This window comes from Cupriavidus yeoncheonensis (assembly GCF_905397275.1).
Lineage (GTDB): Bacteria > Pseudomonadota > Gammaproteobacteria > Burkholderiales > Burkholderiaceae > Cupriavidus > Cupriavidus yeoncheonensis.
Map to the genome: position 1 here is coordinate 137,210 of NZ_CAJPUY010000009.1, position 23,109 is coordinate 160,318.

General features: G+C 68.3%; 18 protein-coding genes. 7 read left to right on the forward strand and 11 right to left on the reverse strand.

Features of this window, described 5'->3' with window-relative positions; translation table 11 throughout:
- Nucleotides 1–39: 39 nt before the first annotated feature.
- The 4 genes from aroG to KHO22_RS14220 form a co-directional block, all read right to left on the reverse strand.
- The gene (gene aroG / locus KHO22_RS14205; RefSeq protein ID WP_211947780.1) at nucleotides 40–1,119 is read right to left on the reverse strand and encodes a 3-deoxy-7-phosphoheptulonate synthase AroG; all 1,080 of its coding nucleotides are present in this window, start codon (nucleotides 1,117–1,119) and stop codon (nucleotides 40–42) included.
- A 411-nt stretch (nucleotides 1,120–1,530) separates the two neighbouring features.
- Entirely contained in the window at nucleotides 1,531–2,991 is a 1,461-nt protein-coding gene (gene tldD, locus KHO22_RS14210) for a metalloprotease TldD (protein ID WP_211947781.1), read from the reverse strand.
- Between the two features lie 82 nt (nucleotides 2,992–3,073).
- Nucleotides 3,074–3,895, reverse strand: coding sequence for a carbon-nitrogen hydrolase family protein (locus KHO22_RS14215; protein ID WP_211947782.1), 822 nt, complete (start codon nucleotides 3,893–3,895; stop codon nucleotides 3,074–3,076).
- Between the two features lie 41 nt (nucleotides 3,896–3,936).
- Nucleotides 3,937–8,196 carry a YhdP family protein gene (locus KHO22_RS14220; protein WP_211947783.1) on the reverse strand — a complete coding sequence of 1,420 codons (4,260 nt, stop codon included), beginning with the start codon at nucleotides 8,194–8,196 and terminating at the stop codon, nucleotides 3,937–3,939.
- 229 nt (nucleotides 8,197–8,425) lie between these two features.
- Here KHO22_RS14220 and glnE point away from each other — a divergent pair, with 229 nt between their 5' ends.
- Both glnE and rrtA read left to right on the forward strand, forming a co-directional pair.
- Nucleotides 8,426–11,278, forward strand: coding sequence for a bifunctional [glutamate--ammonia ligase]-adenylyl-L-tyrosine phosphorylase/[glutamate--ammonia-ligase] adenylyltransferase (glnE, locus tag KHO22_RS14225; RefSeq protein WP_460483757.1), 2,853 nt, complete (start codon nucleotides 8,426–8,428; stop codon nucleotides 11,276–11,278).
- A 31-nt stretch (nucleotides 11,279–11,309) separates the two neighbouring features.
- Nucleotides 11,310–11,888 (forward strand): rhombosortase, encoded by a 579-nt coding sequence (gene rrtA / locus KHO22_RS14230; RefSeq protein WP_211947785.1) that lies wholly within the window; start codon nucleotides 11,310–11,312, stop codon nucleotides 11,886–11,888.
- Between the two features lie 12 nt (nucleotides 11,889–11,900).
- On the opposite strand, the gene mprA is transcribed toward rrtA, so the two are convergent.
- The 4 genes from mprA to KHO22_RS14250 all read right to left on the reverse strand — a co-directional run bounded on the left by mprA (nucleotide 11,901) and on the right by KHO22_RS14250 (nucleotide 16,911).
- The gene (gene mprA / locus KHO22_RS14235) at nucleotides 11,901–13,568 is read right to left on the reverse strand and encodes an MprA protease, GlyGly-CTERM protein-sorting domain-containing form (RefSeq protein ID WP_211947786.1); all 1,668 of its coding nucleotides are present in this window, start codon (nucleotides 13,566–13,568) and stop codon (nucleotides 11,901–11,903) included.
- A gap of 138 nt (nucleotides 13,569–13,706) precedes the next feature.
- Nucleotides 13,707–14,147, reverse strand: coding sequence for a hypothetical protein (locus tag KHO22_RS14240; protein WP_211947787.1), 441 nt, complete (start codon nucleotides 14,145–14,147; stop codon nucleotides 13,707–13,709).
- Nucleotides 14,148–14,216: 69 nt separating this feature from the next.
- Nucleotides 14,217–15,950: a DNA repair protein RecN gene (recN, locus tag KHO22_RS14245; protein WP_211947788.1), complete on the reverse strand. Its 1,734-nt coding sequence runs from the start codon at nucleotides 15,948–15,950 to the stop codon at nucleotides 14,217–14,219.
- 43 nt (nucleotides 15,951–15,993) lie between these two features.
- Nucleotides 15,994–16,911: an NAD kinase gene (locus KHO22_RS14250; RefSeq protein ID WP_211947789.1), complete on the reverse strand. Its 918-nt coding sequence runs from the start codon at nucleotides 16,909–16,911 to the stop codon at nucleotides 15,994–15,996.
- A 112-nt stretch (nucleotides 16,912–17,023) separates the two neighbouring features.
- Here KHO22_RS14250 and hrcA point away from each other — a divergent pair, with 112 nt between their 5' ends.
- The 3 genes from hrcA (at nucleotide 17,024) to KHO22_RS14265 (ending at nucleotide 19,652) form a co-directional block, all read left to right on the forward strand.
- Complete coding sequence (hrcA, locus tag KHO22_RS14255) at nucleotides 17,024–18,061, forward strand: heat-inducible transcriptional repressor HrcA (RefSeq protein ID WP_211947790.1); 1,038 nt, start codon at nucleotides 17,024–17,026, stop codon at nucleotides 18,059–18,061.
- A gap of 83 nt (nucleotides 18,062–18,144) precedes the next feature.
- The gene (gene hemH / locus KHO22_RS14260) at nucleotides 18,145–19,260 is read left to right on the forward strand and encodes a ferrochelatase (RefSeq protein WP_211947791.1); all 1,116 of its coding nucleotides are present in this window, start codon (nucleotides 18,145–18,147) and stop codon (nucleotides 19,258–19,260) included.
- A complete protein-coding gene (locus KHO22_RS14265) occupies nucleotides 19,257–19,652 on the forward strand; it encodes an RNA-binding S4 domain-containing protein (RefSeq protein ID WP_211947792.1) in 396 nt (131 codons plus the stop codon). Before hemH ends, KHO22_RS14265 begins: the two co-directional genes overlap by 4 nt.
- A gap of 71 nt (nucleotides 19,653–19,723) precedes the next feature.
- On the opposite strand, the gene KHO22_RS14270 is transcribed toward KHO22_RS14265, so the two are convergent.
- Complete coding sequence (locus tag KHO22_RS14270) at nucleotides 19,724–19,888, reverse strand: hypothetical protein (protein WP_211947793.1); 165 nt, start codon at nucleotides 19,886–19,888, stop codon at nucleotides 19,724–19,726.
- 272 nt (nucleotides 19,889–20,160) lie between these two features.
- On the opposite strand from KHO22_RS14270, the gene grpE reads away from it, so the two are divergent.
- Both grpE and KHO22_RS14280 read left to right on the forward strand, forming a co-directional pair.
- Nucleotides 20,161–20,715, forward strand: a complete 555-nt coding sequence (grpE, locus tag KHO22_RS14275) for a nucleotide exchange factor GrpE (RefSeq protein WP_211947794.1) — start codon at nucleotides 20,161–20,163, stop codon at nucleotides 20,713–20,715.
- Between the two features lie 105 nt (nucleotides 20,716–20,820).
- The gene (locus tag KHO22_RS14280) at nucleotides 20,821–21,246 is read left to right on the forward strand and encodes a thioredoxin family protein (protein WP_211947795.1); all 426 of its coding nucleotides are present in this window, start codon (nucleotides 20,821–20,823) and stop codon (nucleotides 21,244–21,246) included.
- Here KHO22_RS14280 and KHO22_RS14285 read toward each other — a convergent pair.
- Together KHO22_RS14285 and KHO22_RS14290 are read right to left on the reverse strand one after the other, a co-directional pair.
- Nucleotides 21,243–22,520, reverse strand: a complete 1,278-nt coding sequence (locus KHO22_RS14285; RefSeq protein WP_211947796.1) for a phospholipase A — start codon at nucleotides 22,518–22,520, stop codon at nucleotides 21,243–21,245. The two genes, KHO22_RS14280 and KHO22_RS14285, sit on opposite strands and share 4 nt — an antisense overlap.
- A 138-nt stretch (nucleotides 22,521–22,658) precedes the next feature.
- Entirely contained in the window at nucleotides 22,659–23,090 is a 432-nt protein-coding gene (locus KHO22_RS14290; RefSeq protein WP_211947797.1) for a DUF1841 family protein, read from the reverse strand.
- Nucleotides 23,091–23,109 lie beyond the last annotated feature (19 nt).

The window sequence follows — 23,109 nt, forward strand, 5'->3', positions numbered from 1 at the left end:
TGCGGCGGATACACCGGCCATCGATCAGGGCGAGCCGTATCAGTTGCCGCTGCCGCTGGCCAGGCGGCGGGCCCTGACGGCTTCGGCCAGCGTTTCCAGCACCTGGATCGAGTCATCCCAGCCGATGCAGGCATCGGTCACGGACTGGCCGTAGGTCAGGCATTCCACCGGCGTACCCTGGACGTGGTCCTGGCGGCCCGCCACCAGGTGCGACTCGACCATCACGCCGACGATGCGGTCGTCGCCGGCGGCGAGCTGGCGGCCGATGTCCTCGCACACCGGGATCTGGTTCTCGTGCTTCTTGCTGCTGTTCGCGTGCGAAGCATCGATCATCAGGCGCGCGGCCAGGCCCGACTTGGCGATGGCGTCGCAGGCTTCCTGCACGCTGGCCGCATCGTAGTTCGGCGCCTTGCCGCCGCGCAGGATGATGTGGCAGTCCTCGTTGCCCGAGGTCGACACGATCGCCGAGTGGCCGCCCTTGGTCACCGACAGGAAATGGTGCGGCTGCGACGCGGCCTTGATGGCATCGACGGCGATTTTCACGTTGCCGTCGGTGCCGTTCTTGAACCCGACCGGGCACGACAGTCCCGATGCGAGTTCGCGGTGCACCTGCGATTCGGTGGTGCGCGCGCCGATCGCGCCCCAGCTGACCAGGTCGGCGATGTACTGCGGGCTGATCATGTCCAGGTACTCGGTGCCGGTCGGCACGCCCATCTCGCTGATGTTCAGCAACAGCTCGCGCGCGGTGCGCAGGCCGTCGTTGATCTTGAAGCTGCCGTCCATGTACGGGTCGTTGATCAGGCCCTTCCAGCCGACCGTGGTGCGCGGCTTCTCGAAGTAGACCCGCATCACGACTTCCAGCTCGTTGGCGAAGCGGTCGCGCTGGACCTTGAGCAGCTTGGCGTACTCGAGCGCGGCCTTGGTGTCGTGGATCGAGCAGGGGCCGATGATGACGATCAGGCGGTCATCCATGCCGTGCAGGATGCGATGCATGGACTGGCGCGCGGCGTAGATCACGTCCGAAGCCTTTTCGGAGCAGGCGAACTCGCGGATCAGGTGCGCGGGCGGCAGCAGTTCCTTGAGTTCACGGATGCGCAGGTCGTCGGTGTTCTTCAGCATGATGAGTCCGGTCTTGTGAGGTCGTGGAAGTTGTCAGGGCGAGTCGGGTATAGCGACGGATATAAAAAAAGCCGCCAGTCTTGCTGGCGGCTTTTTCTTTTCGGTTCGGGGCGCTTACAGCCGTCCCTCCCTATCCGCCAGCGGTGTGGGTTCGCTAAAAAAGTAAAAGTAAAACTTAGCGGACATGGCGGAGAAGGGTTTGGCTGTGGCCAGCTTGAATTCGATTTCGTTTCGAAGCGCGGCATTTATGCTGCGCTGCGTGACAGAAAGGCAGGAAATTGCGCGAACATCGTCAAAAATTCCGCTCGCGGCGATTACCTGCGCGATCGCGAAGCATCTTTATAGCGCCTTTTGCAAGGGTTGGCAAGTGCCGCGCCAGGCTTCCCCATGCGCATGGCGCGGCCGTCACGCTCAGGCGGTGCCGCCCACCGTCATGTTCTCGATGCGCAGCGTCGGCTGGCCGACGCCCACGGGCACGCTCTGGCCTTCCTTGCCGCACACGCCCACGCCCGAGTCCAGTCGCATGTCGTTGCCGATCATGGTGACGTCCTTGAGCGATTCCGGGCCGTTGCCGACCAGCGTGGCGCCCTTGACCGGATAGGTGATCTTGCCGTCCTCGATCATGTAGGCCTCGCTCGCCGAGAACACGAACTTGCCGTTGGTGATGTCGACCTGGCCGCCGCCGAAGTTGACCGCATACAGCCCGCGCTTGACGCTGGCGATGATTTCCTGCGGATCGCGGTCGCCGTTGAGCATATAGGTGTTGGTCATGCGCGGCATCGGCAGCGCGGCATAGCTTTCGCGGCGGGCGTTGCCGGTCACGGGCATCTTCATCAGGCGCGCGTTGAGCGTGTCCTGGATATAGCCGCGCAGGATGCCGTCCTCGATCAGCGTGGTGCACTGGGTCGGGTTGCCTTCGTCGTCCAGGTTCAGCGAGCCGCGGCGGTTGGCCAGCGTGCCGTCATCCACCACGGTCACGCCCTTGGCGGCCACGCGCTCGCCCATGCGGCCGGCAAACGCCGACGAGCCCTTGCGGTTGAAGTCGCCCTCCAGGCCGTGGCCGACCGCTTCGTGCAGCAGCACGCCGGGCCATCCCGGGCCGAGCACCACGGTCATCGCGCCGGCCGGCGCGGGGCGGGCTTCCAGGTTGACCAGCGCCGAGGATACGGCCTCGTCCACGTATTGCTGCAGCAGCGCATCGGTGAAATAACCGTAGGCGTAGCGGCCGCCGCCGCCGGACGAACCGATCTCGCGCCGGCCGTCCTGTTCGGCGATGACCGTGACCGACACGCGCACCAGCGGACGCACGTCCGCGGCCATCACGCCGTCGCTGCGCGCCACCAGCACCACGTCGTATTCGCCGGCCAGTCCTGCCATGACCTGCACCACGCGCGGGTCCTTGGCGCGCGCCATGCGCTCGACGCGTTCGAGCAGCGCTACCTTCTCGGCGGCCGCCATCGACTCGAGCGGGTCGTTCGGCGTGTACAGGTTGCGGCCCGTCTGCGAGGCCAGTTCGCCGGCCACCTTGACGCGCCCGCCACCGGCACGGCCGATGGTACGCGTGGCTGCCGCGGCCTGCGACAGGGCCGGCAGGCTGATGTCGTCCGAATAGGCGAAGGCGGTCCTGTCGCCGGAGACGGCGCGCACGCCTACGCCCTGGTCGATGCTGAAGCTGCCCGACTTGACGATGCCTTCTTCCAGGCTCCACGCCTCGTTGCGGGTGTACTGGAAATACAGGTCGGCATAGTCGACCTTGTGCGTGAAGATATCGGCCAGCACGCGCTGCAGCTTGGCTTCGTCCAGGCCGTACGGCGTCAGCAGCAGTTGCTGCGCGGTGGCAAGGTTGCGGATTCCGAGATCGCCGGCGTTCATGAACAGTCCTTTCTTTCTTGCTGGGGCGCCGGCATGGGTGGCCGGCGCCGTGAATCAGGTTGGGCGGAAGCTTCCGCCAATGCTACAGCACCCGGTGCTTCAGCGCGGGCAGGTTCTGCCGGACTTCGGCCAGCCGCGCGGGGTCGATCACGCCGCTGACCACGCCTTCGCCCTCGGGCAGCACGGCCAGCAATTCGCCCCACGGATCGACCAGCATCGAGTGGCCCCAGGTACGGCGGCCGTTCTCATGCTTGCCACCCTGTGCGGCGGCGAGCACATAACACTGGTTTTCGATGGCCCGTGCGCGCAGCAGGATTTCCCAGTGCGCCTGCCCCGTGGTGTAGGTGAAGGCGGCCGGCATCAGAATCAAGCTGGCACCGTCGTCGCCCGCGAGCCCGCGGTAAAGCTCGGGAAAGCGCAGGTCGTAGCACACCGACATCGCCACGCGTCCGCACGGCGCGTCGAAGCTGACCGGCGTGCTGCCCGCCAGGATGGTGCGCGATTCGTCATAGCTTTCCGCGCCGCGCGTAAAGCCGAACAGGTGGATCTTGTCGTAGCGGGCCACGCGTTCGCCGCGCGGGTCGAACGCGAGCGAGGTGTTGTAGACGCGCGCGTCGTCGCCGCACCACATCGGCAAGGTCCCGCCAACCAGCCAGATGCGGTGGCGCCGCGCGGCATCGGCCAGGAACTGCTGCACCGGGCCGTCGCCGTCCTGTTCGCGGATGGCGATCTTGTCGGCTTCGCGCTGGCCCATCATGCAGAAGTACTCCGGCAGCAGCACCAGCTCGGCACCGCCGCGCGCCGCTTCGGCAATCAGCGCATCGGCACGGGCGAGGTTGGCATCGAGCGATGTGCCGGTCACGGTCTGGATGGCGGCAACACGAAACGGGGCGGGGGCTTGCATGGACGGTTTCCTCGGTCAGCGCGCCGCGGCGATGCCGGTGCTCAGCGCGACAGGGCCGGTTCGGTGCGGTTCTGGTACGTCGGGGGTTGCGCCTTATTGTCCCCCACTTTGCCGATCTGCGGGTCGGCCCAGCTGCCGGTGATGTGGTAGTGCTGCGTGAACACCCTGGAGAACTCGTCGGCGAACAGCAACTGAGCGGCGAGCGTGCCGATGCCCAGCACCGGGTTGATGAAGGCGGCCGCCACCGACGTGGTGGTGGCATTGATGCGCGGTACCACCTGGACATCCAGGTCCTGGGTCTCGCGCAGCAGGTTGGCCGAACCCGACATGCTCGCAATGATCTGCGGGCTCCTGAGTTCGAAGTCCTGGATCGATCCCACGCCGTTCTCGATCGTGCCGGACCCGGAAATACGGTCGAACAGCAGGCCGCGCCCGGACAGCGTGCGGAAATCGAGCGAGGCAAAGCGCAGCAGGCCCTGCAGGCTGAGCACGCCAAGCAGGCGCGCCGCACCGGGCTCGACGCTCAGGATCTGGCCGTTCTCCAGGTCGAGCGACAGCCGTCCTGCCAGGGTCGGGTAGTCGATCGACATCGGCGAGCCACGCCATGCCACGCGGCCTTCGAGCTTGCCCTTGCCGTCGCGCAGCGTGTGCGGCAGGCCCAGGCGTTCCAGCGTGGCCCCGGCATCGCGGATGTCGATGGCGAACGTCAGTGCGGTGCGGCGCGGCGCGTTGGCCAGGTCGCCGTCGCGCAGCCGGCGCGGCACGCGCCAGGTACCCCTGCCGGTCAGTGTGGCGCCGGGTTGTTCGATCAGCAGCCGTTCGAGTGTCCAGACCGGTTCATCGCCGTTCTTGCCGCTGCGGGCCACGACCTCGAGCTTGCCGAAATCGTGACCGCGCAGCGTGAACTGCTCGGCCACCAGGTCGATGGACGGCAGCGTGTCGATGCTGCTGGCAATGGCGTCGACGACATTGTGTTCGTCGCTCGCGTCGGGCACGTTCAGGCGGCTCAGGCGCAGGCGCATGGCGCCGGAGCCTGACGGCCCCTCGGCGCGCCACTGCATCTTGCCGGCGATCTGGCGCGAGTCCAGGTTCACGTCCCAGCCGCCGGCCTCGCGCATGGCCTCGACCGTGACGTCGTCGATGGTGCGGCCCGCGGCCCTGAGCGTACGCATGCGCGCGTTGATACGCTCGGGCAGGAACGCGGGCGGGCTGGCGCGGCGGCTGCCGTCGCCCTGCATGCCGCCCAGGCTGGCGAGGGCGGATCGCCAGCCATCGAAATCGAACTGGTCGAGCGTGGCCGCCGCCGTGACGCCGCTTGCGGGCTGCGGTGCAGCCTGCTGCAGGCCGATGCCGCCGGCGACCACCTCGGTGTCGCCGCCATTGCGGTCGGGGCGCAGCAGGTAGCGCGCATTGAGCGCGCCGCCCAGCTGCACCACCATCTCTTCCAGTCCAGGGCGGGCCGGGGCGGGGCGCAGTTCGAAACGCAGCGGCATTTCCTGTGCCGCGGGCTTGGCCAGTGGCGCGGGCAGGCCGATGGCCATGCCGTTGAGGTCGGAGCTGACCTGCACCTGCATCTGGCGTTCGCGCGCGCTGAACACCGCGCTGTAGGCGGTGTTGCCTTCCAGCCGGGCCGCCAGCGCTGCCACGGCGGAACCGGAGGCCGCTTCACGCATGCCTGCCGCCGTGGCATTGCCGCTGGCGGTAACGCGCACGCTGCCGTCGGGTTGCGAGCCGCCGCCGATGCGGACTTCGCCGCCGAGGAAGCGCGCGCGCATGTTCTCGAGCTGGAAGCCGCGCTCGTTGAAAGCGATGACGCCGCTGGCGCCGCCCAGTTGCGGGGTTTGCGCGTTGAGCACGACATCGTTGCCGGGGAAGCGGAAGGTGCCGTCGACGCGCGTGGCATTGGCGTTGGTCAGCGGCATGTCGAGTTTGAGCCTGAGTTCGCCATTACCTTGCGCGCGCGCGTTGTCCGCCACGTGCCCGGTCCACTCGCGCACCGGCGAGGCGGCCATGTAGCGCAGGAAGCCTTGCACCGCGCCGCTGGCGCCGCCATCGATCTCCAGGCGCCCGTGGTCGCTCAGGTCGTCAATGCGGCCGTTCACGTCCTGCAGCGTCACGCCGGCAATGCCCTGGACCGAGGCGCGCCGGGCCAGGAACGACATGCCGCCGCGCTCGAACAGCACCTGGCCGTCGATATCGGCAAAGGTCGGCCACAGCGGGGCGCCGCCCGGGTTGGTCTCTTGTGCGGCGATCTGGTACCTGACCTGTCGGATCGGCACTTCCACGCGGAAGTCTCCCGCCTTCTCATGCGGCGCGTGGAACGGGAAATGCGTCAGGTCGCCCTTGAGCACGAAGCGCACGCCCGCGGCCTCGCCACCGGCCAGCGCGTCGGCCAGGTAGTGGCGCGTGCCGGCGGGGATGCCCAGCGGCAGATAGCGCGGCACCCGTGCCACCTGCGCACGGCTGAGTTCGCCGCCCAGGTCGGCAATGCCCGCTTCACTGTCGCCACCGGTGTGCCAAGTACCACTTACGGTGCCAGCCGTATCCGCATTGGCGAAGCGGATGTTCTCCAAGTTCACGGTCATGTGGCCGTCCTGGCGGGTCCAGCGCACGTCGCCGCCAATCTGGTCGAAGGGCAGGCGGGGTTCTTCAAACATGCCCGGCAGCACCAGCGCGGCGTTGGCGCCTTCGAAACGGACCGTGCCTTGCCGGTCGTCGAAACTGAACGTGCCCGACAGGTTGGCAAAGCCCGGCGTGCCCAGGCGAGGCTTGCCGCTGGCCCCGACCGCGGGCACCGCGGGCTGGCCGCTGACCGAGACGTTGCGCAGCGTGCCCTGCACGGCGTAGTGCGCCTTGCCGGGGCGCCGTTCGAGCACGCCCGCGCGGTCGCGGTTCCAGGTCACGTTCAGGTTGTCGATATGGCCGGCCGGCTGCAGCGCGCGCAGCTGGCGCAGCACCGCGGTATCGACCGGCATCGACGTGGCCAGCGCACGCACCGTGTTCAGGTCGAACGTCGGTGCCTTCAGCGAGAAGTTGCGCAGCTCGCCCTTGTTGTCCCTGGCCCAGCCCAGCGTGACCTTGCGCATGCCTTCGCGCCACGCGGTGTCATTGGCCGAAGGCGGGCCGGCCGCGGGCCGCGGTTGCCAGAGCAGGGTGTCGATGGTCAGCAGGTTGCTGCCGTCACGGTCGCTGCGATGCAGGAGGAAGGCCTGGGCATTGGCGAGCTGCAGCGCCTCGCTGGCGCCGGCGAGTTGCAGGTCGATGCCGCTGCCGCGCAGCCGGGCCTGGCTGCGCACGATGCGGCCGCCCTGGAACTCGACCGAGCCGTCGGTGCTGAAGCTGCCGCCCGTCACGCGCTCGAACACGGTCAGGTAGCGTTGCACGACCGGCAACTGCAGTTGCGTGACGTCCCAGTTTGCCTGCCCGGACCAGTGGCGCCAGTTGCCGGCGCTGCGCAGGTAGTCGTGGCGCAGGCTTGCGCGCAGCACCAGCGGCCGCGGCGCCAGCGCCTCGGACTGCGCTTCCAGGCTGATTTCATGGTGCTGGCCGCTGCGCCGGGCGCTGAAATGGATCTGGGCCACGTCAAGCTGCGGCAGGTGGCCCTTTTCGTCGAGCCAGCGCAGCCTGCCGTCGCGCAGGTCCATCTTGCCCTGGGCCATCAGCCAGTCCAGGAAGCGGTTGTCGTCGGTGTTGCCGCCGACGGTGTCAATGGCCATGCCGGCAACCAGCAGCTTGCCCTCGGGCGTGCGGCGTACCAGTACATCGGTCTGCGTCGCGCTGAGCGTCTTGAACTGCAGGTTCATGCTGAACAGCGAGCGCCAGGAGAGCTGGCCGTCCAGCGCGCCGGCCGAGAGCAGCGTGCGCTGCTGGGGGTCGACGACCTTCAGGCCGTGGGCGCGGAAGGCCGGGTGCCAGCCATTCCAGTAGGTATCGAGCGAATCGATGGTCAGTTTCGCCGACAGCGCCAGCGAGCCGCGGTCTTCCAGCCATTGCCGCGCGGCGGACGCCTGCGGCCAAAGCACGAAGCGGATCATCAGGCCCGCCACCAGCGCCAGCGCGGCCAGGGCCAGCGCCAGCCGCAACAGCGTGCGGCCCAGGCCGCGCCAGACCGGATGGCGCACGGCCGCGCGCAGCAAGCCGGCGCAGCCGCGCGCAAACGCCCGCACGCGCTCCGCGGGCGAAGCCGGCGCAGCGATCGACGGGGAAGCAATGGAAGCGGCCAGGCTGGCGACGGCCTCCTGGCTACCCGCGCCCGCGTTGGGGGTGGGGCCGTCAGCGGGGTTTGGGGCGCGGCTGGACATGCGCAGATTATCCGACAATACTAGCCGCTCTCCAATCTGGCGCCCGGCCTTTGTATGTTGCAAACACCTGACGCGCGAGGGATGCCGCGGGGGCGCCGCATCTGTTCACGCATTTCAAGCTACTGGAATGACTGCCTCTGATCCGACGAGTTCCGCGGTGGGCAACACCGCCGAAAACCAACCCGGCCAGGATGGCGCAGGCGCCACGCCCGGCCGGCCGCTGTGCGACATGGCTTGCGGCGCATTCGCCACTACCGCTGCCACGGGGCCGGAACCGGTCGATTTCGAGGGCCACGTATTGTACTCGGCCGCGTGTTCGCATTACGTGCGCCGCGTGCTGCTGGCCCGGCCGGAGTTGCCGGGCATCGTGGCCGCCGCGGCAACGCGGCCGCTGTCCCGGGCCTGGATGAGCGAGCGCCTGAAGGCGTTGCAGGAGCCGTCGGCCGACCTGGAAGAGTCGGTCAAGCGCGCGCTGCGGCGCCTGCGCGCCGATGTCATGTGCGTGGCGATCGAGCGCGACCTGCGCGGTGAGGCGACGCTGGCCGAGGTCACGGGGGCCATGACCGATCTCGCCGAGCTTTGCATCCAGCACGGCCTCGCCATGCTTGGAGATGACCTGGCTCCCACCTTCGGGCGGCCGGTCGGCGAGCACAGCGGCGAGGTGCAGGAACTTGTCGTGGTCGGCATGGGCAAGCTCGGCGGACGCGAACTCAATGTCTCGTCCGACATCGACCTGATCTTCCTGTACGACGAGGACGGCGAGACCCATGGCGGCTCGCGCAGCCTGTCCAACCACGAATACTTCATCCGGCTGGGCCGGCGCCTGATCAACCTGCTGGCCGACGTGACCGGCGACGGCTACGTGTTCCGCGTGGACATGCGCCTGCGCCCCAATGGCGATGCCGGTCCGCTGGCCTGCAGCCTGGGCATGCTCGAGGAGTACCTGGTGGTGCAGGGCCGCGAGTGGGAACGCTACGCGTGGATCAAGGGGCGGGTGGTGTCGGCGCTCGATACGCCGCACGCGCAGCGCACGGCGGACTTGCTGGCGCGGCTGACCATGCCCTTCGTGTTCCGGCGCTACCTCGACTATGGCGTGATCGCGGCGATCCGCTCGCTGCACGCGCAGATCCGCAGCGAGGCGGCCAAGCGCAGCGGCGGCCTGCCCGGGCACGGCGTCAACCAGCGTTCATTCAATATCAAGCTTGGCCGCGGCGGCATCCGCGAGATCGAGTTCATGGCGCAGGTGTTCCAGCTGATCCGCGGCGGGCAGGATCCGGCGCTGCGCGTGCGGCCCACGCTCGAAGTGCTGGCCGTTGCCGTCGACCGGGGCCTGCTGCCCGCGGCCCAGGCCGCGCAGCTGGCCGATGCCTACCGCTTCCTGCGCCAGCTCGAACACCGCCTGCAGTATCGCGACGACGCCCAGACCCACCACCTGCCGACCACGCCGGAAGAGCAGCTCGCCGTGGCGCAGATGATGGGCTGCGCCGACTGGCCCGGGTTGCTGGGCAAGCTGGCCGCGCTGCAGGAGCCGGTGGCGCAGCAGTTCGAGGCCACGTTCTCCGATCCCGACGCTTCGCCGTGCGAGGCACTGTGGCCCGGCATCGTGCTGGAAGACCAGCAGGCGCGCGGCACGCAGGACGGGCCCGACCAGAGCGGCCCGGATACCGAGGTGTCGCCGTGCCAGCGCCTGCAGGAAGCGGGCTTCACCGATTGCCCGGGCCTGCTGGACCGGCTGCGGGCCATCGCCACGTCGCTGCGCTACCGTGCGCTGTCGGAATCGAGCCGGGTGCGCTTCGACCAGCTCGTCAACCGCGCGCTGGATCTCGCGGCGAGGCAGGAGGACGCGGACAGCACCATCACGCGCTTTATCGATTTCCTGGAGGCGATCAGCCGCCGCGCTTCGTATCTCTCGCTGCTGTCGGAATACCCGCAGGCCATGGACCGCGTCGCGCATACGCTGCATGCGTCGCGCTGGGCGGCCACGTACCTGACGCGCCATCCGCAACTGCTCGATGAACTGCTCGACAGCGATGCGCTGGCCGGCGCGCCGGACTGGCCGGCGTTCCGCCGCCGCCTGTCCGAGCGCCTGCTCGACGCGGACGGCCAGATCGAGCAGCAGATGGACGTCCTGCGCCGCGAGCATCATGCCGAGACCTTCCGCATCCTGCTGCAGGACCTGCAGGGGCTGCTGACCGTCGAGCACATCGCGGACCGGCTCTCCGACCTGGCCGACGCCATGCTGGAGGCCACGCTGGAAACGGTCTGGCGCCAGCTCGCCACGCGCCATTGCGAGACGCCGCGCTTCGCCGTGATCGCCTATGGGCGCCTGGGCGGAAAGGAGCTTGGCTATGCCTCGGACCTGGACATCATCTTCCTGTACGAAGACGAGCACGAGCGCGCGCCCGATGTGTACGCGGCCTATGCGCGGCGCCTCATCACCTGGCTGACCAGCCATACCGCGGCCGGCTCGCTGTTCGACGTGGACATGCGGCTGCGCCCCAATGGCGCGGCGGGCCTGCTCGTCACCAGCTTCGAAGCGTTCCGCCGCTACCAGCTGCGCGAAGGCGACAACACCGCGTGGGTCTGGGAGCACCAGGCGCTGACGCGGGCGCGCTTCTGCGCCGGCGATGCGTCGATCGGCGCGCGCTTCGAGGCGCTGCGCGACGAGATCCTGCGCCAGCCGCGCGACGCCGCCGCGCTGCGCGACGAGATCGTGCAGATGCGCGGCAAGGTGGCGGAAGGGCATCCGAACCCGACCCAGCTTTTCGACCTGAAACACGACCGCGGCGGCATGGTGGATATCGAATTCACCGTGCAGTACCTGGTGCTGCTGCATAGCCGGACCCACCCGCAGCTCACGCGCAACGCCGGCAATATCGCGTTGCTGCGCGAAGCCGGCGAGCTGGGCCTGATCGACGCCACGCTGGCGGTGCAGGTGGGCGACGCCTACCGGCAGTTCCGCGCGCTGCAGCACCAGCTGCGGCTGGACGGGCAGGACCAGGCCCGCGTGCCCGCCACGCAGGTGGCGGAACTGACCTCGCGCGTGGTGTCGCTCTGGCGGGCCGTGTTCGGTGCAGCCTGATCTCGCCCGGCCCGGTGCAGCGTGGCCGGGCATGCTGGCCGCCATCGCCCTGGTCTGGGGGCTGTCGGCACTGATGAGCTTCGTGCCGTGGCTGCACGCGCACGGCCTCTACCTGCGCGACGCCGTGCGTGGCGGCGGCGAGTGGTGGCGGCTGGTGACGGCCATGTGGGTCCACCTGGACTGGCGCCACTGGCTTGCCGATGCCTGCGCCGCCGCGGGCCTGCTGCTGCTGGCCGGCCGTGCCGTGCGCGTACGTGAGGCACTGCTGGTTCTGGTGGCCTGCGGCATCGCGGTGCAGGTGGCGCTGCTGCGTGTGCCGGCGATCGGCTGGTATGGCGGATTGTCCGGCGCGCTGCACGGGCTGGCCCTGTGGGCGGCACTGAGCGTGTTGCGCGTGCCCGGCCTGCCGCGAGCGGTGGGGGTGCTGCTGAGCCTTGGCGTCATCGCCAAGGTGTGGGTGGAACAATCATGGCTGGCGCCGGTGGTGTTCGAGCCGTCCTGGGGCTTTGGAGTTGTCCGCGCCGCGCATGCCGCCGGCGCCGTGGCCGGCCTGGCTTGCTGGCTGCTGCAGGAGTGGTGGCGGGGCCGGCGCACGCCCGCCCCGCATTGAAGTCGCGGCCGCTCAGGCGCGGCGCCGGAGCGCGAAAGCGAGCAGTCCGGCCACGGCCAGCGCGGCAGCCAGCCATGGCGTCGTTACGCCGCCGCCTCCACCGCCGCCGCCGCCGGATGGCGCCGCTGCCGGCGGGGCAGCGGCAGAGTTGGCCGCCGCGCTCAGCGCGGCATCGGCATCGAGCAGGCCGGCGCCGCATACGCCTTGATTGGTCGTGCAAAAGGTACCGGACGGATGCGGCCGGGCCGAACTCTTCAGCGCGGCAGTCACCTGTGCCGGTGTCAGGGACGGATTGACGGCGAGCATCAGCGACACCACGCCCGATACCATCGGCGCGGCGAAACTGGTGCCCTGCGAATTGCTGATCGTGTAGGCGCCCAGCGATGTCGTGCCGTTGTTCGTGAGCGTGCGGATAAACGACACGACGGTCGTGCAGGCGCCGTTCAGCACCTTGGAGTTGCCACAGCCGCCGCCGGGCGCGCTGATGGCGATGTTCGAGCCCACATTGGCGAAGCTGGCGTTCTCCCCGTCGTTGGCATGGGCGGTCACGGCAATCACGCCGCTGCAATCGGCTGGCGCTTCCAGCGCGCCGGCGCTGTTGCCGGCGGCCACGACCACGGACACGCCGCGCCCGACCACGTCGTTGATGGCCTGCTGTTCGATGCTGGTGCAAGTGCCCCCGCCCAGGCTGATGTTGACCACGCGCGCGGGGTTGGCATTGTCCGGCACATTGGGCACGCTGATGCCCGCGGCCCAGCGCAGGCCGTCCACGGTATCGGAGAGCAGGGCGCCGCAGCGTCCGGAGACCCGCACCGGCAGGATGCGCGTGTTCCAGTCGACGCCGGCAATGCCGAGTCCGTTGTTGGTCAGGGCGCCGAGCACGCTCGCCACGCGCGTGCCGTGCCAGGAATTGGGCGTGGCCTCCGTGGTCGGCGTGGAACTGCCGGGGCAGACGAAGTTGACCGGCACATTGTCGCCGGCATCCGTGGCATCGGCGTCGCGGCCGTCGCCGTCATTGGAGATGGTGGTGTTGCTGATGAAGTCGTAGCCGGCCAGCAGCTTGGCGGCCAGGTCAGGGTGGGGCAGCGTGCCCGTGTCGAGCACCGCGACCACCATGCTCGTGCTGCCGCGCGAGCGGTCCCACGCGTGCGGCAGATTGGCGCCGCCGATGGCGGTGCCTGTTCCCATCATGTACGGCTGGGCCGAGGCGAACTCGGGATCGTTGGGAATCGTGTCGTGCAGGTGCAGCCAGCGGTCAGGCACGGCGTCGGCAACGCGCGGGTCCTGGCGCAATCTGGCCGCCAGTGCCTCCGGGTCCGGATGGCTGCCGTCGGCCGTGCCCAGCAGTTCCATATTGCCGGCCATGCTGCGCCGCACGGCGAGATTGACGCCCGAGTGGCTGCCCAACTGCTGCAGGCGGTCTTCCACGCCCGGGGCGCCCTGCTTGGCATCGGCCATTGCGCCCGGCGCGCCGTTCACGGCCGAGGCACTGGGCGTGATGGTGGCATCACGCCAGCGTACGATGACATTGCCGGTATAGGCAGGAGCGGCCCGAGCCCCGTCGGCCGCCAGCGTGGCCGGGGCATGTAGCGCCCAGCCCAGCCCCACGAGCACTGTGGCCGACCATCGGAGGACAGCGGCGCGGCTGCGCCTGGAAACGCGGTGCGACAAGTGCGGCATGAACACCTCCCGGTGCGCCCCAGGGAAGTCTGGCGGCATGGCTGCCAGCGCCCGGGACAATGCTAGGTAGCGAATACGATCAGGTCTGGTTCCGCAAGCGTGCCGAAGGCTTGACCCGGCTGAGCATGAGTCGGCCGCTCAGCTCGCCGGCATGTCGCGGCTGACCGGCATGGTGTGGTTGGGCTTGAGTATGCGGTCTGGCTCGGCTGTGCCGATGCGCGGTGCCGCACGCAACGTCGCCAATGCCTGGTCCATGGTGGCATCCGGAGATGCGCTGATGGCCGTCACCAGCCACACGCCGCCGGACAGCGGCCGCTTGACCACGTAGCGGATCGGCCCCTCGATGGTGTCGAGCAGCTTGCCGGCTTCCTCGGAGACGTTCACGTCGGGCGCGGTGAAGCGGACCATGATGTCGCCCACCACCCGGTCAGCCGAAATGGCGCCGCGCGGAGGTTGCGATGCCTTGGGCTGGGCCTGGCAGCCGGGCAGCGCCAGCAGTGCCGCGATGGCGGCCGCCGCGGCGGCGAGTGCCGGCACGAAGGCGCGCCGGCGACCGGCGGACGGCAGTGGGCGGGTCATGGTTTGCTCCTGTGAATGCGTGAATAGTTGGCGACGGCGGCTGCCAGCGGCCTGAGGGCGCTGGCCGGCTCAGCCGGCGCTGCGCCGCGAGCGCCGGCCTTCCTTGCCGCCGGTCGCGCGCGCGCCTTGCGCGAGCATTTCCTCGGCGTGCTGGAGCGTGGTGGCAGTCACCGTCGCGCCACCGAGCATGCGGGCGGTTTCCACCACGCGGCCGGCGGCATCGAGCGCGCGGATGCGCGAGCGCGTGACGGAACCGGACCCGTCGCCCGTGGTTTCCTTGCTGACCAGCAGATGGTGTCCGGCTTGCGCGGCCACTTGCGGCAGGTGCGTCACGCACAGGACCTGGCGCGCGCGCCCGAGTTCCTGCAGGCGCCGGCCGACCACTTCGGCCACCGCGCCGCCGATACCGGTGTCGACTTCGTCGAAGATCAGCGTGGGCGTGGGCGATGCTTCGCTGGTGATGACCGAGATCGCCAGGCTGATGCGGGCCAGTTCGCCGCCGGAGGCCACGCGGGCCAGCGGCCGGGCGCTGACGCCGGCGTGGCCGGCGACCAGGAATTCCACCTGTTCAAGGCCATAGCTCTGGCCTTCCTCCAGCGCGTTGAGCGCGGCGACGAAGCTGCCGCCCGCCATCGACAGGCCCTGCATGGCCTCGGTGACGGCCGTGGACAGGGCCTGGGCCGCTTCCTTGCGCGCCAGGCTCAGGTGCTGGGCCAGCGTCAGGTAGGCAGCCTTGGCGGCCGCCTCGCGCGCGAGCACCTTGTTGATGTCCTGCGCCGACTGCAGGTCGTCGAGCTGCTGGCGGCGCGCGAGCAGTTCGTCGGCCAGTTGCTCGGGCGGCAGGCGGTACTTGCGCGCCGTGGCGTGCAGCGCCTGCATGCGGTCGTTGACAGCGTCGAGCCGCTCGGGGTCGAGTTCCAGCCGGTCGACATAGCGCATGAGCGAATGCGCGGCTTCCTCGGCCTGTACCTGCGCCGGCTCCAGCGCGGCGAGCACGTCGCGCAGCGCCGGGTCGACGTCGGCGAGCTGCTGCACGCGGTGCACGATGGAGTTGAGCGCGGACAGTACGGATCCGTCGGCTTCGGACAAGGCATCGAGCGCGGCGCGGCTGCCGTCGATCAGGCCGGCCGCGTGGGACAGGCGGTTGTATTCGGCCTGGATCTCTTCCCATTCGCCGGGCTGCGGTGCGAGCTTTTCGAGTTCGCCGACCTGCCATTCGAGCCGTTCGCGTTCGAGCTGCATTTCGCGCGACTGGTGCTCGACCGCCTCGCGCTGGCGCACGCAGGCGCGCCACGCGCGCCACGACTCGGCCACGGCCCCGGCCTGCTGGGTCAGCCCGGCATGGGCGTCGAACAGCAGGCGCTGGGCGTCGGGGCGCAGCAGCAGCTGGTGGGCATGCTGGCCATGGATGTCGACAAGCTGGTCGCCTACCTCGCGCAACTGGGCCAGCGTCGCGGCGGCGCCGTTGATGAAGGCCTTGCTGCGGCCGCCGGCGTCCACCGTGCGCCGCAGCAGCACGGTGCGGGCGTCACCGTCGCCGTCGTCCGCGCTGCCCAGTTCACGCTCGTCGAGCCAGGCATCGAGGGCCGCGTGCGTGGAAAAGGTGGCGCTGATGCTGGCGCGCGTGGCGCCTTCGCGCACGATGCCGGCATCGGCGCGCTCGCCCAGCACCAGCGCCAGCGCGTCGATCAGGATCGATTTACCGGCGCCGGTTTCGCCGGTGAAGACAGTGAAGCCGGACTGGAAATCGAGGTCGAGCGTATCGACGATGACGAAATCGCGAATGGACAGGCTGCGCAGCATCGTGGCGGTGAAAGGGTTGGGTCGGTGCGGACGGGTGGGCCGCTCAGAGGCGGTTGTCCTCGGTCGGGTACTCGTGCCAGTGCAGCTTCTTGCGCAGCGTGGCGTAGTAGTTGTAGCCCGCCGGGTGCAGCAGCTGGATGGTCTTCTTCGAGCGCCGCACGACGATGCGGTCGCCCGGCAGCAGCGAGGTGAGCGACTGCATGTCGAAGTTGACACTGGCGTCGCGCGCGGTCGCCACCTCGATTGTCACCTCGGCTTCTTGCGGCAGCACGATGGGCCGGTTGGACAGGGAGTGCGGGGCGATCGGCACCAGCACCAGGCCTGACAGCGTCGGGTGGAGGATCGGGCCGCCGGCGGACAGCGCATAGGCGGTCGAGCCGGTGGCGGTCGACACGATCAGGCCGTCCGAACGCTGGTTGTACATGAAATTGCCGTCCACCGACACCGCCAGTTCGACCATGCCGGAAATGCCCGAGCGGTTGACCACCACGTCGTTCAGGGCCAGCGCCGAGAAGATGCGGCTGTCATCGCGCACGACGCTGGACTCCAGCAGCAGCCGGGTCTCGGCCTCGTAGCGGCCTTCGAGCATGTCGGGCAGCACGGACTGCACGTCTTCGAGCGGAATATCCGTCATGAAGCCGAGCCGGCCATGGTTGACGCCGATGAGCGGCACATTGTGGCCGGCGAGCTGGCGTGCAAGGCCGAGCAGCGTGCCGTCGCCGCCCAGCACCACGGCGACGTCTGCCTCCCGGCCGATCTCCTCGGCAGTCAGTGCGGGATAGCCGGTCAGCCCGGTGGCCAGCGCGGTCTCGCGCTCGAACACGACATCCTGGCCATTGCGCAGAATGTAGGATGCGAGCTCCTCCAGCGGGCCTTCGATGCCGGCAGTCGAGTACCGGCCCACGAGGGCTACGGTCTTGAACGGGGTGCGCAAGGCGCTGGTTTTGGGGGGGGCAGACATGCGGGGATTAGACCATACCGCCGTGAGCGTTGCCAGCATGGGGCGGGCGCGCCATGTGGAGGGGACCGCCCGGGCGCCCGAAGCGGTAAAACTTGCGTAAAATCGGGGCATCATGGATGAACGTTCGAAAACGCTGCTCAAGACCCTGATTGAGCGCTACATTGCCGAAGGGCAGCCGGTCGGCTCCCGGACCCTGTCCAGGTATTCCGGGCTGGACCTGTCGCCGGCCACCATCCGCAATGTGATGTCCGATCTGGAGGAGATGGGCTTTATCTCCAGTCCGCACACTTCGGCGGGACGGATTCCCACGCCGCGGGGGTATCGCCTGTTCGTCGATACCATGCTGACCGTCAAGGCGATCGAACGCGGCGGCGTGGAAATGACGGAGCTGGCCGGCCAGATCCAGGGCCAGCTCGGCGGCCAGCAGCTCGGCCCGCAGCGCATGATCACCGCCGCCGCGCGGACCTTGTCCAACCTTTCGCATTTTGCCGGCGTGGTGATGACACCGCGGCGCGCGCAGTCGTTCCGGCAGATCGAATTCATGCGGCTGTCGGACAAGCGCATCCTGCTGATCATCGTCAGTCCCGAGGGCGATGTGCAGAACCGGATCATCCAGACCGAACTGTCATACACCCCCGCCCAGCTCATCGAAGCGGCGAACTTCTTCAATGCGCACTACGGGGGCATGAGTTTCGACGCGGTGCGCGACCATTTGCGCGTGGAGCTGCGGGACTTGCGGCGCGACATGTCGCAATTGATGCAGGCGGCCGTCGAGGCCGGCAGCAGTGCCATGGAGGAAGAGGACGACCACGTCTTCATCAGCGGCGAGCGCAAGCTGCTCGAAGTCGAGGACCTGGCTTCCAGCATGGACAAGCTGCGGCGGCTGTTCGACATGTTCGAGCACAAGACCAGCCTGCTCCAGCTGCTGGACGTGTCCAGCCATGCGCAGGGCGTACAGATCTTCATCGGCGGCGAAAGCCAGCTGGTGCCGCTCGAAGACATGGCCGTGATCACCGCGCCGTACGAGGTGGACGGCCAGATCGTCGGCACGCTCGGCGTGATCGGCCCGACCCGCATGGCCTACGAGCGGGTCATCCCGATCGTCGATATCACGGCACGGCTGCTGTCGAGTGCCCTGAGCCAGAACTAGGGCCCGTCCGACGGGTCACACAGTCTGCGTCCCCATTTCCACAGCCCGGCGGCATCCGGCCGCCCGGCCATATCGGAAGCGACATGACGTTTTCTCCCGAACCGGCTTATCAGCACGGCCAGGCGCCGCGCACGGCCATCCTGCTGGTCAACCTGGGCACGCCCGACGCGCCGACGCCGAAGGCGGTGGGGCGCTACCTGAAGGAGTTCCTTTCCGATCCGCGCGTCGTCGAGATCCCGCGCCTGGCCTGGCTGCCGCTGCTGCATGGGGTGATCCTGCCACTGCGCTCGCGTGCCTCGGCCCTCAAGTACGAGTCGATCTGGCTGCGCGAGGCGCATATGACGGGGTCGCCGCTGCTCGTATACAGCGAGCGCCAGGCGCACGCGCTGCAGCGCCTGCTCAACCAGCAGGGCTACGAGGTCACGGTCGCGTGCGCGATGCGATACGGCAATCCCTCGGTCGAGTCCGTGCTGGAGGCGCTGCGCCGCCAGGGCACCGAACAGGTGCTGGTGCTGCCGATGTATCCGCAATACTCCGGCACCACCACGGCCACGGCGTTCGACGAGGTGTTCCGCGTGCTCGGCCAGTGGCGCAACCAGCCCGAGCTTCGCTTCGTGAAGCATTTCCATGACCATCCCGCCTATATCTCGGCGCTGCACCAGCAGGTCGGCGCGTACTGGGCACAGCATGGCATGCCGGATTTCGCGCGCGGCGACAAGCTGATCCTGTCCTTCCACGGCGTGCCGCGCCGCACGCTGGAACTGGGCGATCCCTATCATTGCGAGTGCCTCAAGACGGGACGCCTGCTGGGCGACGCGCTGGGCCTGCAGCCAGGACAGTATCAGGTGACGTTTCAGTCTCGTTTCGGCAAGGCCGAATGGCTCCAGCCCTATACGGCGCCCACGCTGGCGGAACTGGGCAAGGTCGGCGCGGGCCGGGTCGATGTGTTCTGCCCGGGCTTTCCCGCCGACTGCATCGAGACGCTGGAAGAGATTGCCATGGAAGGCCAGACCGAGTTCATGGTGGCGGGCGGCAGGCAGTTCCACTTCATCCCGTGCATGAACGATGCCCAGGCCTGGATCGCGGCGCTGGCGGAGATTGCCCTGCAGCACTTGCAAGGCTGGCCGCTGAACGTGCCCCATCCGCATGAACTGGAAGCGCGCCGCAGCCGGGCGCAGACCCGCGGAGCCGCAGCATGAACGTCAGTTTCGAGCCCGATGCGCGCCTGCGCATCGACAAATGGCTGTGGTGCGCGCGTTTCTTCAAGACGCGCTCGCTCGCGGCCGAGGCCGTCGAGCGTGGCAAGGTAACGGTCAACGGCCAGCCATGCAAGAATTCGCGCGAGGTCCGGCCCGGCGACATGATCGTGCTGGAAGCCCATCAGCAGCGTTGGGAAGTGGTGGTGAAGGGCATTGCGCAGGCGCGCGGCCCGGCTCCGGTGGCCCAGACGCTCTATGCCGAAACCGAGGCCAGCCAGGCCCGGCGTCAAACCGAAATGGAGCAGCGGCGTTTCCAGCCCGAACCGTCGTCGCAGTTGCAGGGCCGTCCCACCAAGCGGGACCGGCGGCGCATTGACGATTTCAGGAGCTGAACGCGACAACGCGGCCGTACTGGCAATTGCCGGTGCGACCGCGTTGAAGAATCAATGTCAGCCAGCGTGGTCTATTGGTTGACGTTGACGTATTGGACGAGGTAATGCTTGAAGACGGCCTTGCCGCTGCCATACTCCGTATCGCGCGGCGTGAGAGCGCCGGACAGGCAGATGAATACTGTCATTACCGACAGCGCGGCAAGCAGGCAGAGCGTCACGACAGGCAGCTTGTGCATGGCCAACCTTTCGGAAGAGGCACAAATGTGATTCAACTCCAGCCCCCCGGTATTTTTGTCATTTTTCTTGATAAGAATCTTAGTGAGTGCGGTGCAACAAAGCAATAAGCGGTCGATTTCACAAGGGGGGTGTTTGTAACGTTGTGTTTCCGGGTCTCTTTGCAACCACTCTTGAAATAAGTCGTGTTGCCACCAGATCTGCGGGACACACGCCGATTTACCCACCGCGGCCCGCACCGGACGGCCGCGACAATGCATTGATATGGATCGACATGGAAGAACAGAAGCAGACGCCATCCACCCCGACGCCTGAGCCCGCCGCCGAAGCGGCTACCAACGCCGCGGCCGCCACGCCGGAGACTGCCGCCGTGGAGGATGTGGCAGCGCAGCTTGCCGCGCTGGAAGCCAAGGCGCGCGAGCACTACGACATGTACGTGCGCTCCGTGGCGGAAAACGAGAACATCCGCCGCCGGGCACAGGACGATGTGTCCAAGGCGCACAAGTTCGCCATCGAGAATTTCGCCGACAACCTGCTGCCCGTCATGGACAGCCTGCAGGCCGCGCTGGCGGACGGCTCGGGCGATATCGCCAAGCTGCGCGAGGGCGTCGAACTGACCGCGCGTCAGCTGGCCGCTGCCTTCGAGCGCGGCAAGATCGTGGAACTGAACCCGGTCGGCGACAAGTTCGACCCGCACCGCCACCAGGCCATCTCGATGGTGCCGTCCGAGCAGGACGCCAACACGGTCGTGATGGTGCTGCAACGCGGTTACATGATCGCGGATCGCGTGCTGCGTCCGGCGCTGGTGACGGTTTCGGCACCCAAGTAAGCGGAGATCGCGAGTGCGCCTGAACGGCAGCGCCCGCCGATACGACCATCGACGCCCCGTGGCCAGTCTGGCCCCGGGGCGTCTTGCCATTCACGGAGGCGAGCCATGAGCGATACAGCGGGCGGTATCACACCGCCATCCGATGCGCACCTTGATCATCGCACTTTTGACGCGTTCGGCATGCAGCCGGTGGACGATGCCTCGATCGACGCTGCCATTGCCGCGGCTGGCGACAAGCTGGTATGCGTGTTCTTCTGGGGCGTGGACTGCTTCAACTGCGAAATGGCGAAGCAGGCCATGCTGGCCAGTCCCGAGCCGATCCGCGCGCTCGACCTGCACTGGCTGCACGCCAATGTCTACGCGCATCCTGAACTCGGGCGGCGCTTCGGCCTGCATGGCATTCCGGTCTTCATGTTCTTCCGCAACGGCAAGAAGCTTGGCCGCGCCACCGGCTGGCACGGCCATGGCCAGTTCGCCGCGGCGGTGGCCAACGCGCGCCTGAAGGCGCAGGGCAAGCCGCTCGCCGGCTAGCGCGACAGCGCGTAGCCCAGCCGGAACTGCCAGGGCAGCTTGTGGTTGTAGTCCAGCAGGCTTTCGCCATAGCCGACGAAATAGCCGGCCATCAGATATCCGGCGGTGCCCGGTATCAGCCGCGCGAGGGGATAGGTCACGCGGGCGTCGACGCTGCCGTACCAGCTGCGCGTGCCCTTGCGCACCGTCGCGGCAAATTCCCACGAATCCGCCTTGCCGTAGGCCAGGTCCAGGTCCATGTAGCCGCGGTAGTGCGCGATGTCGGGGTTGTCGTTTTTCTCCAGATAGGCGTACAGCTTGGGCGCGACGCGCCAGTGCCAGTTGTTCTGGTCGCCGAAATAGAAAGTCGGCTTGAAGAAGACGGTGTTGATGCTGCGCGATTCGTCGCCGCTGCGGCCGTTGGACTCATGCTCCAGCCCGGTGGCCAGCGACAGGCGGCTGATGGCCGCGTTGTGCACGCCCGTGTCGGACAGGTAGTAATAGAAGCTCGGCCGGTAATTGGTGTCGCGGAACGGCTTGGAATCCTGCGACAGGTCCCACAGCGAGAACTGCGTGTAGGCGAAGTAGAGGTTGTCGATCAGGCGCCGGGAGGCCGGGTCCCTGCCTTCCAAGATGCGGTACTTGAAGCTGAACTGGAACTTGGCATTGCCGCCGTCGTGCGCGCCGACGATGAAGTACATCGGGTCGTTGAACGACAGGCGTGCGCTGTCGCGCAGGTCTGCCGGGGCCGGGGCTGGCTGCGCGGCCGAGGCGACCGGTACCACCACTGTCGGCGTGCTGTCGGCGGGCTCGGCCTCATGCGCCGGCGTGGCAGGGGCAGCCGCCAGCGGTGCCGCGGCGGGCTGGCCAGGCGCGGCCTGCTGGTTCAGCGTGACGAGTACCGGTGCGGCGTCAATGCCGGTGACGTCCAGGCGGATCGTGCCGCGCAAGCCGGGCGGCAGTTCGGCGGCATAGCGGATCGTCCGGTTTTCGCCCTTGCGCAGGGAAAGGATGGCGGGGCCCGGTTCCACGCGTCGCAGAATGACTTTTACGGGCGCCTGGAGATCACCGGAGGCGGTGACTTCGAGCGTATCGGGAACCTCGTACCGGCGCGTTCCGGTCTCGGCGCTGATCAGCAAGCTCAGCGCGAGCGGCTGTGCGCCGTCGATGACGCGGGGCGGCTGCAGCATCGAAACCGCGGCGTGGCCCGACAGGGGCCAGGCGGCGGCAAGCACCAGGCAGAACCGCTTCCACTTCCCGTTGGCTGCACGGGCGGGCTGTGACGTCTGGGGCATATCGGGATGCGCCGAGTCCGGCTGGACTTCGGCGCAGGCGGATGGCAATGCGCGCAAGCCTACCACGGCACCCGATGACGGTTGTGACGAATTGTACGCAGGCGGCCTGGCCGGGCTGGCCGCCGGCGCTTGCGTGGATCAGCGCGACGCGCGGCGCCGGACGCTGTCGACGTAGTGTGCGCCGTCGGGCGGCAGCCCGGTACGCTGTGCCTGCCACAGCATCTCGCCCAGGCACTCCATGACCTGGTGCTGGGCCTCGTGCGGCGAGTCCAGGCGCTGCGTCAGCGTCTCGTAGGCCTGGCGGATGCCCGGGGGCTGGTCGATGGACACCTGCTCGGAAATCGACAGGTGCATGGCCAGGTGGAGGAACGGGTTGGTCTGGCCCTTTTCGGGCGTAAAGTCCTGCGCCAGCGCGCCTTCGGTGTCGGCAAGCAGCGCCTGGTATTCCGGGTGCTCGCCGATCCAGTCGACGGCAATGGCTTCGAGCGGGGTCAGGACGCCGCCGGAAAGCTGCTTCTGCCAGGCATCGCAGAAGAACCGGCGGACTTCTTCACGGGACGGATTGAACATGGTGGCGTCATTGTAAACG